The 16,415-nt window shown below is 33.7% G+C and carries 16 protein-coding genes; 13 read left to right on the top strand and 3 right to left on the bottom strand.

Going from position 1 to position 16,415, the window contains the following annotated elements:
- The first annotated feature begins 16 nt into the window (after positions 1-16).
- From ACFSR1_RS21870 to ACFSR1_RS21895, 6 genes are all read left to right on the top strand, one after another.
- On the top strand, positions 17-1,636 hold the full coding sequence (locus ACFSR1_RS21870) for a phytoene desaturase family protein (RefSeq protein ID WP_378295159.1): 1,620 nt from the start codon (positions 17-19) through the stop codon (positions 1,634-1,636).
- Positions 1,637-2,449: 813 nt separating this feature from the next.
- Positions 2,450-2,941, top strand: coding sequence for an RNA polymerase sigma factor (locus ACFSR1_RS21875; protein ID WP_378295160.1), 492 nt, complete (start codon positions 2,450-2,452; stop codon positions 2,939-2,941).
- Positions 2,925-3,536, top strand: a complete 612-nt coding sequence (locus ACFSR1_RS21880) for a hypothetical protein (protein ID WP_378295161.1) — start codon at positions 2,925-2,927, stop codon at positions 3,534-3,536. Before ACFSR1_RS21875 ends, ACFSR1_RS21880 begins: the two co-directional genes overlap by 17 nt.
- Entirely contained in the window at positions 3,508-4,887 is a 1,380-nt protein-coding gene (locus ACFSR1_RS21885) for a hypothetical protein (protein ID WP_378295162.1), read from the top strand. Before ACFSR1_RS21880 ends, ACFSR1_RS21885 begins: the two co-directional genes overlap by 29 nt.
- Positions 4,888-5,149: 262 nt before the next feature.
- Entirely contained in the window at positions 5,150-5,449 is a 300-nt protein-coding gene (locus ACFSR1_RS21890; protein WP_378295163.1) for a hypothetical protein, read from the top strand.
- A gap of 363 nt (positions 5,450-5,812) precedes the next feature.
- Positions 5,813-6,451: a hypothetical protein gene (locus tag ACFSR1_RS21895; protein WP_378295164.1), complete on the top strand. Its 639-nt coding sequence runs from the start codon at positions 5,813-5,815 to the stop codon at positions 6,449-6,451.
- A 97-nt stretch (positions 6,452-6,548) separates the two neighbouring features.
- On the opposite strand, the gene ACFSR1_RS21900 is transcribed toward ACFSR1_RS21895, so the two are convergent.
- Complete coding sequence (locus ACFSR1_RS21900; RefSeq protein ID WP_378295165.1) at positions 6,549-6,899, bottom strand: DUF6249 domain-containing protein; 351 nt, start codon at positions 6,897-6,899, stop codon at positions 6,549-6,551.
- 148 nt (positions 6,900-7,047) lie between these two features.
- Here ACFSR1_RS21900 and ACFSR1_RS21905 point away from each other — a divergent pair, with 148 nt between their 5' ends.
- From ACFSR1_RS21905 to ACFSR1_RS21925, 5 genes are all read left to right on the top strand, one after another.
- Complete coding sequence (locus tag ACFSR1_RS21905) at positions 7,048-7,635, top strand: RNA polymerase sigma factor (RefSeq protein ID WP_378295166.1); 588 nt, start codon at positions 7,048-7,050, stop codon at positions 7,633-7,635.
- Positions 7,619-8,011, top strand: a complete 393-nt coding sequence (locus tag ACFSR1_RS21910; RefSeq protein ID WP_378295167.1) for a hypothetical protein — start codon at positions 7,619-7,621, stop codon at positions 8,009-8,011. The genes ACFSR1_RS21905 and ACFSR1_RS21910 overlap by 17 nt, the downstream gene beginning before the upstream one ends.
- Before the next feature lie 86 nt (positions 8,012-8,097).
- Entirely contained in the window at positions 8,098-9,426 is a 1,329-nt protein-coding gene (locus ACFSR1_RS21915; RefSeq protein WP_378295168.1) for a flavin-containing monooxygenase, read from the top strand.
- On the top strand, positions 9,426-10,115 hold the full coding sequence (locus tag ACFSR1_RS21920; RefSeq protein ID WP_378295169.1) for a peptidoglycan DD-metalloendopeptidase family protein: 690 nt from the start codon (positions 9,426-9,428) through the stop codon (positions 10,113-10,115). The genes ACFSR1_RS21915 and ACFSR1_RS21920 overlap by 1 nt, the downstream gene beginning before the upstream one ends.
- A 355-nt stretch (positions 10,116-10,470) precedes the next feature.
- Positions 10,471-11,112 carry a hypothetical protein gene (locus ACFSR1_RS21925; protein WP_378295170.1) on the top strand — a complete coding sequence of 214 codons (642 nt, stop codon included), beginning with the start codon at positions 10,471-10,473 and terminating at the stop codon, positions 11,110-11,112.
- A gap of 77 nt (positions 11,113-11,189) precedes the next feature.
- On the opposite strand, the gene ACFSR1_RS21930 is transcribed toward ACFSR1_RS21925, so the two are convergent.
- On the bottom strand, positions 11,190-11,768 hold the full coding sequence (locus ACFSR1_RS21930) for a DUF4377 domain-containing protein (RefSeq protein WP_378295171.1): 579 nt from the start codon (positions 11,766-11,768) through the stop codon (positions 11,190-11,192).
- A gap of 146 nt (positions 11,769-11,914) precedes the next feature.
- Between ACFSR1_RS21930 and ACFSR1_RS21935 the strand changes: the two genes are divergently transcribed.
- Positions 11,915-12,253 (top strand): PadR family transcriptional regulator, encoded by a 339-nt coding sequence (locus tag ACFSR1_RS21935; RefSeq protein ID WP_378295172.1) that lies wholly within the window; start codon positions 11,915-11,917, stop codon positions 12,251-12,253.
- Positions 12,250-12,858, top strand: coding sequence for a hypothetical protein (locus ACFSR1_RS21940; protein ID WP_378295173.1), 609 nt, complete (start codon positions 12,250-12,252; stop codon positions 12,856-12,858). The genes ACFSR1_RS21935 and ACFSR1_RS21940 overlap by 4 nt, the downstream gene beginning before the upstream one ends.
- An 83-nt stretch (positions 12,859-12,941) precedes the next feature.
- Here ACFSR1_RS21940 and secA read toward each other — a convergent pair whose 3' ends face one another.
- The gene (secA, locus tag ACFSR1_RS21945; protein WP_378295174.1) at positions 12,942-16,298 is read right to left on the bottom strand and encodes a preprotein translocase subunit SecA; all 3,357 of its coding nucleotides are present in this window, start codon (positions 16,296-16,298) and stop codon (positions 12,942-12,944) included.
- Between the last annotated feature and the right edge of the window lie 117 nt (positions 16,299-16,415).

The following is a 16,415-nucleotide window of genomic DNA, read 5'->3' on the forward strand; positions in this document are numbered from 1 at the left end:
ATATAATTGCTTACTTTTGAGCTCTTACTACTGGTTTATGGTCGAAAAATCCTATAAAAAATTCACATCGGATGTTGTGTTTACTAATGATACTTATGTTATCATAGGTTCTGGAGTTGGAGGTTTAACTACTGCAGTTTTTTTAGCCAAAGCTGGTAAAAAAGTAGTAGTTCTGGAGCAACATTACACCCCTGGTGGATTTACGCATACGTTCAAAAGACGTAAAGGTTTGGTTTGGGATGTTGGAGTTCATTATGTGGGGAATATGGAGGAAAATTCGGGACTACGAAGAATCTTTAATTATTTATCCGACAACAAACTAGAATGGGATCCAATGGGCGATCCATATGACGTTGCCTTTGTGGGAGGACGTAAATTTGAGTTTGTTTCAGGGAAAGAAAATTTTAGAAAAAAGTTTCATGAGTATTTTCCGAATGATAAGAATGCTATTGATAAATACCTCGAATTACTTGAAAAATCTACTAAAAAGAATCTTCTTTATTTTGTGCAAAAAGCCTTGCCAGGTTTGCTAAATACTGTTTTGGGGCCTATTTTTAGAAGAATACAAAAACCCATTGCAAGTAAAACGACATATCAAGTGTTAAGCAGCATAACGGATAATCAGGAACTTATTGCAGTGTTATGTGCTCAATGCGGGAATTATGGGTTATCTCCAAAAGAAAGTAGTTTTGCTTCTCATTGTATTGTTATTAATCATTTTATGGAAGGCGGATATTATCCAAGAGGAGGAGCCAATCGTATTCATCAAACGATTATTGACAATTTAGAATCACTGGGAGTTAAAGTATTTATCAAAGCTAATGTTGAAAAAATTATTACTAAAGGGAAATCTGTAAAAGGGCTGTTGATTAATGGTAAAGAATTTTCTTGTAAAAAAGTTATTAGTAATGCTGGTGCTTATAATACCTTTCAGCGTTTGCTTGATTCATCTGTGAATAATAAAAAACACATAGATTTTAGGAGTATCAAACCATCAACCTGTCACCTTTGTTTGTATATAGGACTAGATAAGAGCGATGCAGAGCTTAAGCTACCAAAATACAACATATGGTGGTATGCTGATAAGGATACAGATAGTATTCTTAATGACAAAGATAATTTATCCAAGGATCAGCTGTCATTTGCATATATTTCTTTTCCATCTGCAAAGGACAGTCTTTGGTCTACTAAGCATCCTGATCAATCAACTATACAATTAATAGGTAGAGCCTGGTATAAAGATTTTAGAGCGTATGAAGATAAGCCTTGGTTAAACAGGGGAGAAGAATACGACAAAATTAAAGATCAATTTAAAGAGAAAGGATTGTCATTACTAAGAGAATTATATCCACATTTAGAAGAACATATTATCCATGCCGAGGTTTCTACTCCGGTTTCCACCAAAAAATTTAGCAATTATAACGAGGGAGAAATATATGGAGTTACACACGCTCCAGAACGCTATAAGACCAGAGTTCTGCGACCTCGAACTCATATAAAAGGATTATTTCTTACAGGTCAGGATATTACATTAGTTGGAGTGGGTGGAGCCATGGGAAGTGGTATATTAACCGCCACAACCATTATAAAATGGAATATGAGTAAACAGTTTAAAGAGATTTCAGCTAAGTATTAAGGTTAGCTTTAACGACCGTTCTTCTAGTAACCTGTCTCGAATATAATTAAGGAGTCTATCAGTATTACGAATATGATCTGTAGCTTTCTAAGCTTAATTTACTATAAATGTATTCTCTATTGAATACAAGTTAAACCGGTTTATAGTTTCGATTATAATGGATACGTGAAGTTTTTAAACAAAAAAATAAATAGTAAGTAGTAAAGTCATAGGAGATTCATTATTAAAGGGCCCTAACTATTCATTGATAATATTTAGGTCTTTTTTATAAAAGTATTCATAAAACTTCGAGTCTTTTTCTATTCATTATAGAAATGGCAATTACACTGCGCTCTCTTCTTAATTTTTCTAATATTAATTCAGATAGTAATTGAGTGTTTAAAACCTGGTCTATTTTGTGAATTGTTTTCTCCAGCTGAACTGTACTTTTGTAATCATCATAGTTAGAACCAATAAAAACTTGCATAATTTAAATTTTAGGGTTTGCTATGATACTTACGATAAAAAAAACAATAATGGTTTTATGAAATCGTATTATTCTTTAGAATTGAAAAAGAATCTAAAAAAGATAAGTATGGTTTATCACTATTTTGGTAATCAATATTTTAGTTAAATATTTGATATCCAATATCTTTTGTTTTTTTTGAAGTTTTTATCTTTAATTTTGCAACAGATAGCTAATGAATCTCGTCTTTAGAAGAGAATAGCAATTAGAACAGTTTTAAAGAAGTAATCACTAACCAAATAATTCGGAAAAGTTTGTTACAGAGCGAGCTAATAGAAAAATGTAGGACTAACGATCGTAAAGCGCAGATGAAGCTTTATAACAAATACTGTGATGGCATGTATTATGTTGCTTTGAGGTTTTTGAAGGATCCTTTTGAGGCAGAAGAAGCTATGCAGGAGTCGTTTATAAAAGCATTCTTGAAACTGCATCAGTTTACAGGAGATGTAACGTTTGGGGCATGGTTAAAACGCATAGTGATTAATAAGAGTATTGATATGCTCAAAGCAAAAAAAATGAATATGGTTGCGATTAATGAACAAGTGATGTCAACAGTCGAAGAGCAGGATGACTGGTCCGTTTCGGATTCGACTACTGTAGATGAGGTGAAGAGCGCTATAGAAAGGTTACCAGAAAAATATAAGTATGCGGTCATGTTGTTTTTAATAGAAGGATATGATCATAAAGAGATTAGTGAGATATTAGATATTACTCCGGTAGCATCCAGAACATTGGTGCATCGAGGAAAGAAACAGCTTCAGGATCAATTAAAACATTTGAGAGATGGGACAGGATATTAGAGAGTTACTAAAACAGGATACCAGAATTCCTGCAGAACGCTTGGCAGAAGGTCACCAAAACCGTTTTATGGCTAAGTTAGACGAAGAGCTTCCTAAAAAAGCTAGAAAGTTTAATTACGGCTGGTTAAGGGTTGCCGCAAGTGTGGTTGTAATTTTGTCTGTTTCCTTGTTGGCTTTTAATGAGTTTGGAAACAAAGGAATGAATAATACCCAGATTGTAGATACCGGTATACCAGATTCAAAAAATTCTACTGTTGTGTTAACAAAGCAGACATCGCCACTCGCCGAAATGTTTCCTGAGTATGAAAAAACAGAAAATTATTTACTGACAGGTATAAAATTTCAATTATCCCAGATTACCGTAGATGATTCGAATAGAGAGTTAGTAGAAAGCTTTATGAAACGGTTAGGTGATCTAAATAAAGAATATCAGGATCTTAATAAAGAATTAATAGAGGTGGGGCCTAATGTACAAAGTGCGGAAGCAATGATCGAAAATTTAACACTTAGACTTTCCCTTTTGAATAGACTAAAAGACAAACTAAAAGAATTAGAAAAAATTGAGAATGAAAATTACATTGATATACAAGCTTAACCTTGTAACACTTAGTCTGGCATGTTTTTCCGGAGTGTTTGCTCAGAATAAACAAGATAAATTAAGTGAAAAGTTTGTAGTAAATAAAGATGTTGCAATTCATCTAAATACGAGTCATACCGAGGTTGTATTCGAAACCTGGAATAAAAACTCTGTTGAGATCGAAGCGTATATAGAGGGTGATAACATTACAGATGAAAATAAAGAACGACTGTTACAGAATTGGAGAATAGAAGCTTTAGGGAATAGTAAAGAAATTACTATAAATTCTATTACAGGAAATTTTTGGTCGGGAAAAGCGCCTGTCTCAAATGCGCAAAATACCAAGTCACCTGAACTTAGACGATTAGAACCGGTTATTTCTGATATGTTAAGACCAATTCTGAAGAATATCGAAAATAATCCAATGCCAAGTGCGCTTTCTGAAAATCTGGCGAGTATGAACTTCGATACTAATAAGTTTAAAGAGAATGAAGAAAAATATATTCAGCAGTGGGGAGACCAGATAAAAGAAAAGTTTGGTGATAATTATGAAAGCGTAGTAAAGAACTGGACGAAAGAATTAAGCAAGAGTACCGGGCAAATACCTTCTAGTACCGGAATTACTTCTAATGATTGGGGAGGAGAAGAATTTGCCAGAAGAATGCAAGCTTGGGCATCTCAGTTTTCTGGAGATTTAGAAATAACCCAAACAAATGGTTCTAATGTGACGGTGTATAGATATAGTTCTAGAATGAATAATTCTGGAACGATACATAGAATTGTAAAAGTGAAAATGCCAAAAGAAGCATTGCTTAAATTAAATATTAGACATGGTAATGTACAACTAGCAGAGAAAACAATTAATATGATCGCTTCTTTATCTCATACGAGTCTTCAAGCTAATATCGTTGATGGAGATCGCACATTTATCAGAACATCGTATTCTCCTGTAGTTGTTAAACAATGGAATAACGGCAGACTAGCTGTCAATTACGTGAAGAATTGTAGAATCCAGAGCGCTAAAAACCTTAGAGTTAATGCTGATTCCAGTAATATTTTTATTCAAGAGTTAGAGGGTAACGCCGCTATATCAGGTAGTTTTGGTGCTATAACGGTTGCTAACCTTTCAGATTCATTCGCTACTTTGGATCTGGCAGTGGAGAACAGTGATTTTAAATTGAAGCTACCAGAGTCTGCATTTAATATTGCATATAGTGGAGTGCAGAGTAGAATTTCTTTACCAAAAACTATAGAGACAAATGCTCGTAGAAATTTTGGAAATGTATTTGTAAATGGGTTTAATAAAACTAGAGATACGGATAAAGTGATTACGATCAACGCCAAGTATAGCGATATTATATTACAATAATGATTTTTATAATGTGTTAATTGTAGAAAGTCTTGCTAATCAATGTAGTAAGGCTTTTTTTATTACATAATTTTACCTGTAAAAAATCATATTTCTGTAAACATTAGATTACACTTTAAATTCTGCCGTAATTGCTTTGTGTATTTCATCGGATATAATAAAATTTAAACTAAAAAAAATCATTCCTCTTTTTGTCAGTCCATTTTTGTAGTAAATTTAAAGTGGGAAATACAAATCATATTAATCTAATTTTTAGTAGCTTATGAAAAAATTATTACTAATTTTTTCTTTAATGTGTGCTACAGTTTTGTTTGGAAATAATGGGAATGACGAAAGCCTCATCGTCAGACGTAATGGAAACATTATTACTGTAGTAGATTTTAAAGATGGGGACAAAGTCAAACTATTTGAGTTGAAAACAGGTAAGATTATTACCTATAAAACTAAAAGAGGAATCTTCGATCTTAGCCAACTTCCGGCAGGTAAATATCTTTTAATTGATAAAGATGGACGAAAAGTAGTTGTCGATAAATTAATCGATCCTGAGTTTTTTGCCAAATGATGAGAAATCAATGAAAAAAGGTGTAAGCTGGCAAATCACAACCATAATTGTTAATTTTCTTTACATATTAAATCTATTCTTGATATTTTTTTAAGAAAGATGTTGTAGTCCAAATTCTGATTTTTGGTTTGTTTGTCTAAAATATATGCTTTTAATCTATATTTCGGCAAACTTTTTAAAATTAATACACTGTAAATCAGTTTATTAGATTTTTAAAACGGTAAAAACTCACTTTTTTGTGTCATTGGTCGAAAATCAAAAACGTTTGATCTAAAAACGGGCTATTTTTTTCGGGAAACGACAATTTAACGATATTATTGTAAGGTAATCACGTAAAATTATTACAATTTAAAAATCCAGATAATGAGAACTTTAGCATTTATTTTCGCCTTACTTTTCTTCACGAATGTGAATGCGCGAATTGAAGATGATAACTTGCAAATCGCAAGAGAAGGACTTGTTGTCGTTGTTTTGGATTTTAAAGAAGGTGACAAAATTAAATTATTCGAGGTAGAAACAGGAGATCATATCTTATCTAAAACAAGAGGACAAATTGATCTTAGCCAGTTACCACCTGCTAAATATTTATTAGAGAATAGCGAAGGAAAATCTGTGGTAATTGAGAAAACTGATAATGATATCTTTATTGAAAAAGAATTAGGAGCTGAGTATATCGTGGAGTATGACAGTGAATCAATGACGGCTAATAGTATAAGTGTTGAAGAAGAGTTGGAAGAATACTACCTAACATCAGAAGTAAATCCATTAGGGATTAAAAGAGATGGTGATATCATAACAGTTGTAGATTTTGAAGAAGGAGATAAAATAAAGCTATTTGAAATGGTTGGTAAGATTCACGTTTTATCTAAAACCACTAAGGTAGTTGATCTTACGCAATTGGCTTCCGGAAAATATATTTTAGAAAATGACAGAGGGCAAGCTGTTGTGGTAGAGAAGTTCGATGTGGAACTGGAATACGAAGACACAGTAGCTTATAACTAGAAAGTTAAATTTATTTTATTACTATAAAATAAGTAGAATTTGGGGGAAAGACCTATCAGCAATGATAGGTCTTTATAGTTTCTGTAAACAGGTCTGGTTATTTATCTAAGTTCTTAGTCATCGTAAAGCCTGTGAATAAACCTACGCCGGCCATTAGGAAGATAGTTCCGGGGAAAGCTATACCTTCTTCAACCCCAAGAGAATAATGCAATATACCAGCTATAAATATACCCACACCTATTCCCATAAGTAATAGAGAAAAGTTAAGGATAAAAACTTTCCATACAGGTGTTACTCTTTTCTCTTTGCTGCTAAAGAAAATAGAAGCATCTGCTCCTTTGTCAATAAGAGCCATTCGTTCCTTGTTCCTCGCTGTAAAAAATAAATAAAAAATACCAAAGATGCATCCAAATATAGATAATGGTATTAAAGCTTCAATAAAACTCATAATTTTTAGATTTAAAGATTTAACTGTTCGTTTTTAGCTATGACGCCAAATATCAAATACTGGTTACAAAAAATCTAAAAAAATATATTTTGTATCTTTTTAGTATAAAGATGTAACCGAAAATAAAAAAGTGTCGTCTTATGGCTAAATGAACCATCAATCAGATCAATATTATATCAAACAGGTACTGGAAGGAGATACAAATGCTTTTTCGGTGCTGGTAGAGCGTTATCAGAGCATGGTGTATACTGTAGCATATAGAATGATTAGAAATAAGGAGGAAGCAGAAGAAGTAGCGCAAGATGCTTTTGTGAAGGCATATAAATCTTTGGTCAACTACAGGGGAGAGGCTAAGTTTTCTACTTGGCTGTATACAATTGTATATCGCAAAAGTTTAGATAGGATTAAGAAAAATAAACGTTTTATTGCTACAGAACTCATAGAGGAAATTAGCGAAGGCGAAGTTGGAATAATCAATGATGCATTGAGCTATTTACAAGATAAAGAGAGAAAACAGGTGATATCCGATAGTATTCTTAAATTACCCGAAGAAGAGGCCGCAATTATAACGTTATACTATTTTGAGGAGAAAAGCGTAAAAGAGATCAAAGAGATCGTAGGTCTGACAGACGATAATATCAAAATAAAGTTGTATCGAAGCAGAAAAAAATTATATTCGATATTGAAGAATCACGTTTTACCAGAAATAAATACTAATAATGGAAGAGCAATATAAAGACATACAGAAATTAGTAAAAGAAGCAGGAGTAGAAAATCCTTCTACGGATTTTTTGCAAAGTGTAATGGATGAGGTAGCATCTGTATCTATGGACAAATCCCCGGTGTATCAGCCATTAATTTCAAAAAAGGCGTGGGTATTAATAAGTCTTTCAGTGATAGTATTATTAGTTTCGTTACCATTTTTATCAGAGGGAACATCAATTCTGGATACATTAGACCTTTCAATTTTTAGTTTAGATGCTATTAAAAATCCATTTTCTGGTTTTAAGTTTCACAAGACTACTACGTATGGAATTATATTCCTTGCGATTTTATGTTTGCTTCAAATTACCGTAATTAAAAGGAGAATTGATAAGACGTATGCTGCCTGAGTTGTATTGATTATCCATCGAAATTCATAAAATATTTTTTAAACTTCAATACATTCTTTATTTTACATGCTCGTTTGTTATATAGTATGAAAAGAAGAGTTTGCATTATCGGAGCAGGGCCAAGTGGTATCACTGCTCTTAAAAATCTAAAAGATAAAAACCTGGAGGTAGTCGTATACGATCGAAATCACGAAGTGGGCGGTAATTGGATTTTTTCTGAAGATATTAGTCATTCGAGTGTGTTTGAAACTACGCATATCATTAGTTCAAAAACTTTATCGCAATATGAAGATTTTACTTTTGATGATTTTGATAAAACGGTGGCTGATTATCCATCTCATGACGAGCTAAGAAGATATTTCCAGGCATATGCAAAACACTTTGATCTGTATCCATATATAGAATTTAGTACTTCTGTAGAGCGATGCGAGCGGATAAATAATAATGAATGGCGTATAAGAATTACACAAAATGGTAAAGAACGAACAGAAGCTTTTACAGACTTAGTGGTTTGTAATGGTCATCATTCCGTTCCGAGAATGCCCAAGTATCCAGGGTGTTTTTCTGGAAAGTTTATGCATTCTCACACTTATAAAAAAGCAGCTCCTTTTGTGGATAAAAGAGTATTGGTAATTGGTGGCGGTAATTCTGCTTGCGATATTGCTGTAGAAACAAGTCGAGTGAGTCAGAAAACTGCCATTAGTTGGAGAAGAGGATATCGGATTATTCCTAAATTCTTTTTTGGATTGCCTTCAGACATTGTAGGAGCAAAATCTGCATGGCTTCCTGTAAAAATCCGAAGCTGGTTTAATGATAGGTTGTTGAATATAATGCTGGGCAAAAATAAGTTGTATGGCTTGCAAGAAGTTAAGACAAAGTTTGGTGAAACTCATCCTACGATTAATGATGAACTTCTTTATAAGGTGAGACATGGCAAAGTGCATCCCAAAGTAGATATTGAAAAGCTGGATGGTAAAATGGTTTACTTTAAGGATGGAACGAAAGAAGAGTTTGATGTAATTATTGCTTGTACAGGATACGTGCTCAAACATTCCTTTTTTGATCCTTCTTTAATTGATTACAGTAATGGGTCCGTTCCATTATATCTCAAAATGTTTCATGAAGATTTTCATAATTTATTTTTTATCGGAATGTTTCAACCATTGGGTTGTATATGGCCGGGATCAGAGTTACAAAGTAAAGTATTAGCGAATTACTTAACCGGTCATTGGAAAATGCCTGGTAATATAAAGAAGCTTTGTGAGCGAGAAGTTACGCACCCTCATTATAAGCAGATTAATACCCCAAGACATACCATCACCGTCGATTATCATAAATTTAGAAAAACATTGTTAAAGCAATTACCAAAGAATTGGATTTCTAAAGAACCTTTAAAAATTTCAAAAAGCGCCTGATGACAGATTCTCTATTTCCTAAGTTCATTAAAAGTTTATCTCAAAATTTCATTCCTGTTATAGATGCTGGATTTTCTAATGAAGATTACACTTTCATTGATTTATCAGTAATCAGTAATGGTTTAAAAACTGTTGATGTGTCATCTTCTAAAGCTTTTGAAGAGTATATAAACCATTATTTGACTATCAGTAAAGCAAAGGTTGCTTATGGAGGATATAATGAAACCAGAGGTATTTATAGAAGGAGTACACATTTTAACCAACAAGATCCCGAAACAGAGCGTAATATTCATATAGGATTGGATGTGTGGTGTGATGCGGGAACCGATGTTTTAGCTCCCTTGGGGGGAAAAGTACATAGCTTTAAAAATAATGAGAATTTTGGCGATTATGGTCCGACGATTGTCTTACAACATCAAATTGAGGATGTTACTTTTTACACTTTGTACGGACATTTAAGTCTAAAATCTATCGAAAATTTAGAAGTTGGACAGCGTTTTAATCCGGGAGATGTTTTGGCAACGCTGGGAGATTCTAGTGTAAATGGTGATTATGCACCCCATCTACATTTCCAGATAATAAAAGATATGCAAGGAAATGTTGGAGATTATCCGGGAGTGTCTAATAGAAAGGAGCTTAATTTTTACCTTCAGAATTGCCCAGATCCTAATCTTTTATTGAAAATTTGAATAATTACTTCAGCTTATGTTTGAATAAGAGTAGGTTGATCATAGTCAAGAAAGGGATTTCATCCTTTTTTACACGATGAATGTTATTTCGATTTTAAGAAAAAAGCACATCAGAACAGGTAATGTGTGTTTTTTGACGGAAAAAATAATTGTTTCATCTGTTTTATCGTCTTTTTAAATTTTATAAAATACTGATAATCAAATTATTAAACTTTATTTTAACATATTTTTGGTAGTTTAACGAAAATACGGACTATTTCGTCTAAAAGTCTGATTACTAGTTGGAGGCATAGGTATTTAGTGTTATACTTGTATGGTAAAGCCGTAATAACTTAACTTCAAAGCCCCCAAAATTATGAAAGTTACAGCACTAATATTCAGTCTATTTTTATCTATTTCGATTTTCGCTAACTCCGATGATGGTCTTTCTGTTTATCAGGATGGTCTTGTTGTAGAAGTAGCTGATTTTGAAGATGGAGATAAATTAAAATTATTTGAATTAGAAACAGGGGATCATATCCTTTCAAAATCATACTCACGTATAGACCTTAGTCAATTACCTGTGGGATCATATTTATTAGAAAATAATGAAGGGAAGTCAATTATTATTGATCGCTTAGAAGAAGAACTTGTGATCAATGGTGCTGTTGTTGTGCAAGAAGAGGAATTTGCTCTTGAGAATGATAGTGAAATAGCTTTGGAGGATAATGATGAGATACAGGCTGAAGAAGTATCTGTTGAAGATTATATTAGCCCAAACGAAAATCAATTAGCTATCCAGAGAGAAGGTAGTAAAATTATAGTGTTGGATTTTGAAGAAGGTGATAAACTAAAGTTATTTGAAGTAAAAGATACAGTACACGTTTTGTCAAAAACTACAAATGTTATCGATTTAAGTCAGTTACCTGTTGGTGTGTATCTTTTAGAGAATGATAAAGGAGATTCTGTAATCGTTGAAAAGTTTACAGAGGCTCAAAACAGTGTTACGGATTTATAGGATAGATATTAAAGGGGAAATAAAACGAAAGCGGGTTCATTAAGAACTCGCTTTTGCTTTTTATATAAAATCCAACATCATTCATTTAGAATCTCTATCAGAATATATTCATTGTTTTCGCCGTGTGTAAATACACCGGTAAGTTGTTCTTGGTTGCTAATCTTAGTAGATAATTCATTACATAAATTTTCGCAATCAATTCGTATCGAAGAATTGAGAATTGAATAATTATTGTCTTGATCTACAAATATCCAATTGTTAAATACTCCATCAGTCTGATTTAAGGTCAAGCGCACATTAAACTCGGTATCCACTGAAACTGGTGTTTTAGAGATAATTTCTAATAAGTCGATCCTTATATTAGAAGAATCTTGAGGAGGATTTGCAAGCCTGGTTTTAATAACTTTTAGATCATATATAAACCCTAACTCATAATCAAAGCCGTTAATTCCATTAAAAGTTGGTGTAAAGTTATCTTGTCCGATCTGATCACCTTCTTCAATTAACAATACAGTGCCTAAACCACCAAAAAAGAATCCATTGGTTGTGGTTTTATAATGATTTACTCTAATCGTAGTAATTGCAATTACTTCATCATCATCGTTGCAGGAGCCAAGAGTTAATAATACGATCAGTAATAGGAGTGTCTTTTTCATAAGAATCATTTTTTATAAGATAATAAAAGCCCAAAAGGTTGCTTCAGCTTTTTTGTTTAATGGTGATGAAAAATATAACGTAAGGGTTTTGCAAAAATATAATACATAGAATTATGATGTATTATATTTTTATGTATATTTGAACTATGTATTCAAAAGAACTACTTAAGGGAACCTTATCTGTGATGATTCTAAATCTTTTATCAGAAAAAGGGAGAATGTATGGTTATGAGATTTTTCAGCAAGTAAAGGAACGCTCTGATGGCAAAATTTTGTTAAAGGACGGCTCTTTATATCCTGCTTTACAAAAAATGAAGAAGGATGGTTTATTGACTTCCGAAGAAGAGTATATAGGAAAAAGAGTAAGAAAGTACTATTTGTTAACACCAAAAGGTGAAGAGAAGAAGGTGACTTATGTAGAAGAACTCAAAGATTTTATGATGACTCTTAACAATGTCATTTTTCCAAAGTTAGATATTATATGAAGTTAACCATAGAACAGGAAGAGAAGATTAAAATCTTCGTTGATAAACAAGGGTTAAAATTACCTGCTTTACGTGATGATATATTGGATCATTTATGTTGTGTTGTGGAGAGCGAGTTAAAAGCAGGTAAAACATTCGAACAATCATTGCAGGATGCTATATCAGAATTGGCGCCCAATGGTTTGATCGATTTAGAACGTAAAACATTTTTTTTATTAAACTCAAAACGAATTATTATGATGAAAAAACTGATGTATTTTATTGGATTTATTGGAGCATTGACATTAACAACCGGAATTACATTTAAGATTTTATGGTATCCTGGAGCCAATAAGCTTTTTATAACCGGTTTCCTGTTACTGTTGTTAGTTTTTGTACCAATGTTGGCTTTTGACAGATATAAAGTTGCAATAGCTAAAACACTTTCAGAAAGATTGAAAATTATTTTAGGTTGTGTTTCTGGTGTTATTATTGGTATGTCGGGATTGTTTAAGTTGATGCATTGGATGGGAGCAGAGGTGTTATTATTAGCCGGTGCTTTTATTTTCGCAATTGGATATCTACCATTTTTGTTCTTCACGATGTATAAACGATCATTTGCCTAGGGTAAATGTAGGATTGATAGTGACAAAAAAAACCTGAAGTAATATTCAGGTTTTTTTGTTTTTATTGAGCTGTTTTTTTAGGACTATTCATTCATAAGTACCCATTCACCTTTTTCTATTAAAGGAATCGCTTGTTTATACTTAACTGTTTTGCTTTCTCCACTCATTACGTGTTTGATAGTAACTTTGTCATTACGTCCGATTTTAGGTTGTTCTCTAACGATAGTTTCTGTTACTTGTGGGCGCTGCTGTGTTTGTCCTGCAGCTCTACTCTGTGCAGCACGTTCATCCATATTAGGGATTTCCTCTTTAGAAGTTTCCAGATTTTCTTTTCTGCGTACTTGACGAGCTTCAGAAATGTCCTGAGTATTACCTGTAGGTAATTCACCTTTAAACAGGAAAGAGATCACGTCTTTATTTACTTCTTCGATCATGGCTTTAAACAATTCAAAGGCTTCGAACTTATAGATTAACAATGGGTCTTTCTGCTCGTGAACTGCTAGCTGTACACTTTGTTTTAACTCATCCATCTTACGTAGATGTGTTTTCCAGGCATCATCGATAATCGCTAAAGTGATATTTTTTTCGAAATCTGTAATTAATTGCTTTCCTTCACTTTCGTATGCTTTCTCCAAGTTGGTAGCAACATTCAGGCTTTTTACTCCATCTGTAAAAGGAACTAGGATACGCTCATACTTGCTTGAAGGATCTTCGTATACTTGCTTGATCACAGGGTATGCAGCTTCAGCATTACGCTTCATCTTGTCCTGATAATGTTCGTAAGCAGCTTTATAAACTTCTCCTGCAATTTTCTGAGCATCCATTTTTTCGAATTCTTCGGCAGTAATTGGACTGCTCATAGAGAAATAACGAATTAATTCGAACTCAAAGTTTTTAAAATCTTGAGCATTTTTATTACTTTCTGTAATAACTTCTGCAGTATCATAGATCATATTCGCAAGATCTACTCGAAGACGTTCTCCAAATAATGCATGGTAACGACGTTTGTATACCACCTCACGTTGTGCATTCATTACATCATCATACTCCAATAATCGTTTACGAACTCCAAAGTTGTTTTCTTCTACTTTTTTCTGAGCTCTTTCGATAGATTTAGAGATCATAGAATGCTGGATTACTTCACCTTCTTTCAGTCCCATTCTATCCATCATCTTAGCGATACGTTCTGATCCAAATAAACGCATCAGGTTATCTTCTAATGATACATAGAACTGAGAGCTTCCAGGATCACCCTGACGACCGGCACGACCACGTAACTGTCTGTCTACACGTCTAGAATCGTGGCGTTCTGTACCTATAATAGCTAAACCACCGGCTGCTTTTACTTCATCACTTAACTTGATATCGGTTCCACGACCTGCCATGTTGGTCGCTATTGTTACAACTCCAGGATTACCGGCTTCAGCAACAATATCGGCCTCTTTTTTATGGAGTTTTGCATTCAGTACATTATGAGGTACTTTACGGATGGTAAGCATTCTACCTAATAATTCTGAAATCTCTACAGAAGTAGTACCGATCAGCACAGGTCTTCCTGCTCTGGACAGCTCTGTAACCTGTTCGATTACGGCGTTATATTTTTCTCGTTTGGTTTTGTAAACCAAATCTTCCATATCTTTCCTGGCGATAGGTCTGTTTGTTGGAATCTCTACAACATCTAACTTGTAGATTTCCCATAGTTCTCCTGCTTCTGTAACGGCAGTACCGGTCATACCAGATAGCTTACCGTACATTCTGAAGTAGTTCTGTAGTGTTACCGTAGCAAAAGTCTGAGTGGCATCTTCAATCTTTACATTCTCTTTTGCTTCAATTGCCTGATGTAATCCATCGCTATAACGACGACCATCCATAATACGTCCGGTCTGTTCATCAACAATTTTTACTTTGTTATCCATCACTACATACTCTACATCTTTCTCGAATAATGAGTATGCTTTTAATAACTGACGTAATGTGTGGATACGTTCACTTTTTACACTGTATTCTCTAAATAAATCTTCTTTCTTTTCAGCTTCATCTTCCTTTGATAAACCTAGATCCTCAATCTTAGCGATTTCCATACCAATCTGTGGTAATACGAAGAAATCAGGATCATCTTTACCAGAAAGATAATCAACACCTTTGTCGGTAAGATCAATTTGATTATTCTTTTCTTCTATTACGTAGTAAAGGTCTGCATCAATCTTATGCATCTCACGATTATTATCCTGCATATAGAAATTCTCCGTTTTTTGAAGTAGCATTTTTACTCCTTCTTCACTTAAGAATTTGATTAATGCTTTGTTTTTAGGAATCCCTCTATATACCTGTAATAGTTTAAAACCACCATCTTTAGTATTTCCTTCTTTGATAAGTTTTTTTGCTTCGGCAAGAACTGTTGTTAAATATTTTTGCTGTACCCCAACGATATCAGCGATTTTCGGTTTTAATTCGTCAAATTCGTGTATATCTCCTTTTGGGATAGGTCCGGAAATAATTAATGGTGTACGTGCATCATCAATTAATACAGAATCTACCTCGTCAATGATTGCATAGTTGTGCGGGCGTTGTACTAAATCTTCCGGTGCATGAGACATATTATCTCTCAGGTAGTCAAAACCAAATTCATTATTGGTTCCGTAGGTGATATCAGCATTATAAGCGGCTCTACGTTCTGCAGAGTTAGGTCTGTGGTTATCGATACAATCTACTGTCAATCCGTGGAATTGGAAAATTGGTGCCATCCATTCGCTATCACGACGTGCCAGATAATCATTTACAGTTACTAAGTGTACACCATTCCCAGATAATGCGTTCAAATATACCGGAAGTGTCGCTACCAGAGTTTTACCTTCACCTGTTTGCATCTCTGCAACTTTTCCTTCGTGTAGAGCAATACCACCAATGAGCTGTACATCATAATGCACCATATCCCATTTTACCTCTTTTCCTGCAGCATCCCAACTTGTAGACCAGATCGCCTGATCTCCATCTAGAGTGATGTGTTCTCTGTTTCCAGAAAGTTCACGGTCATAAGCAGTAGCTTCTACGGTAATTGTATCGTTTTCAGCAAATCGCTTAGCAGTTTCTTTTACCACCGCAAAAGCTTGTGGTAGAATTTCGTTTAGAGCTTTTTCTGTTATTTCGTAAGCATCTTTTTTCAGCTTATCAATCTCTGCGTAGATGTCTTCTTTTCTATCAATATCTTCTGTAGCATCAGCTTCTTTTACAAGAGCGTCTATTTTAGCATTGATATCAGCACGGGCATCGTTAACAAAATTTTTGAACTCTATGGTTTTTGCACGAAGCTCATTGTCAGAAAGTGCTGCAATAGCTTGTTCTTCCTTTTTGATCAATTCAACCTTTGGTTGGATTTCTTTTATATCTTTTTTGGATTTATCTCCAACAAATACTTTTAATACAGAATCTAAAACTCCCATGGTTATGGTTATGTGTTTTTTTAATGAGATTTAATCTTGAAATGAAACTAACTTGTTGAACCTGTGAAAGGTGATTCTAAGTTAAACTCCAATTCTTGGAAACTATTGTGATCTCAG

The organism is Aquimarina rubra, assembly GCF_042684305.1.
In the GTDB taxonomy this organism is placed as follows: Bacteria; Bacteroidota; Bacteroidia; order Flavobacteriales; family Flavobacteriaceae; genus Aquimarina; species Aquimarina rubra.

Excerpts from the sequence above, each read along its gene's own strand:
- ACFSR1_RS21875 (WP_378295160.1), top strand. The coding sequence starts at position 2,450 with ATGAAGCTTTATAACAAATACTGTGATGGCATGTATTATGTTGCTTTG.
- ACFSR1_RS21880 (WP_378295161.1), top strand. The coding sequence starts at position 2,925 with ATGGGACAGGATATTAGAGAGTTACTAAAACAGGATACCAGAATTCCT.
- ACFSR1_RS21885 (WP_378295162.1), top strand. The coding sequence starts at position 3,508 with ATGAAAATTACATTGATATACAAGCTTAACCTTGTAACACTTAGTCTG.
- ACFSR1_RS21890 (WP_378295163.1), top strand. The coding sequence starts at position 5,150 with ATGAAAAAATTATTACTAATTTTTTCTTTAATGTGTGCTACAGTTTTG.
- ACFSR1_RS21895 (WP_378295164.1), top strand. The coding sequence starts at position 5,813 with ATGAGAACTTTAGCATTTATTTTCGCCTTACTTTTCTTCACGAATGTG.
- ACFSR1_RS21900 (WP_378295165.1), bottom strand. The coding sequence starts at position 6,899 with ATGAGTTTTATTGAAGCTTTAATACCATTATCTATATTTGGATGCATC.
- ACFSR1_RS21905 (WP_378295166.1), top strand. The coding sequence starts at position 7,048 with ATGAACCATCAATCAGATCAATATTATATCAAACAGGTACTGGAAGGA.
- ACFSR1_RS21910 (WP_378295167.1), top strand. The coding sequence starts at position 7,619 with ATGGAAGAGCAATATAAAGACATACAGAAATTAGTAAAAGAAGCAGGA.
- ACFSR1_RS21915 (WP_378295168.1), top strand. The coding sequence starts at position 8,098 with ATGAAAAGAAGAGTTTGCATTATCGGAGCAGGGCCAAGTGGTATCACT.
- ACFSR1_RS21920 (WP_378295169.1), top strand. The coding sequence starts at position 9,426 with ATGACAGATTCTCTATTTCCTAAGTTCATTAAAAGTTTATCTCAAAAT.
- ACFSR1_RS21925 (WP_378295170.1), top strand. The coding sequence starts at position 10,471 with ATGAAAGTTACAGCACTAATATTCAGTCTATTTTTATCTATTTCGATT.
- ACFSR1_RS21930 (WP_378295171.1), bottom strand. The coding sequence starts at position 11,768 with ATGAAAAAGACACTCCTATTACTGATCGTATTATTAACTCTTGGCTCC.
- ACFSR1_RS21935 (WP_378295172.1), top strand. The coding sequence starts at position 11,915 with ATGTATTCAAAAGAACTACTTAAGGGAACCTTATCTGTGATGATTCTA.
- ACFSR1_RS21940 (WP_378295173.1), top strand. The coding sequence starts at position 12,250 with ATGAAGTTAACCATAGAACAGGAAGAGAAGATTAAAATCTTCGTTGAT.
- secA (WP_378295174.1), bottom strand. The coding sequence starts at position 16,298 with ATGGGAGTTTTAGATTCTGTATTAAAAGTATTTGTTGGAGATAAATCC.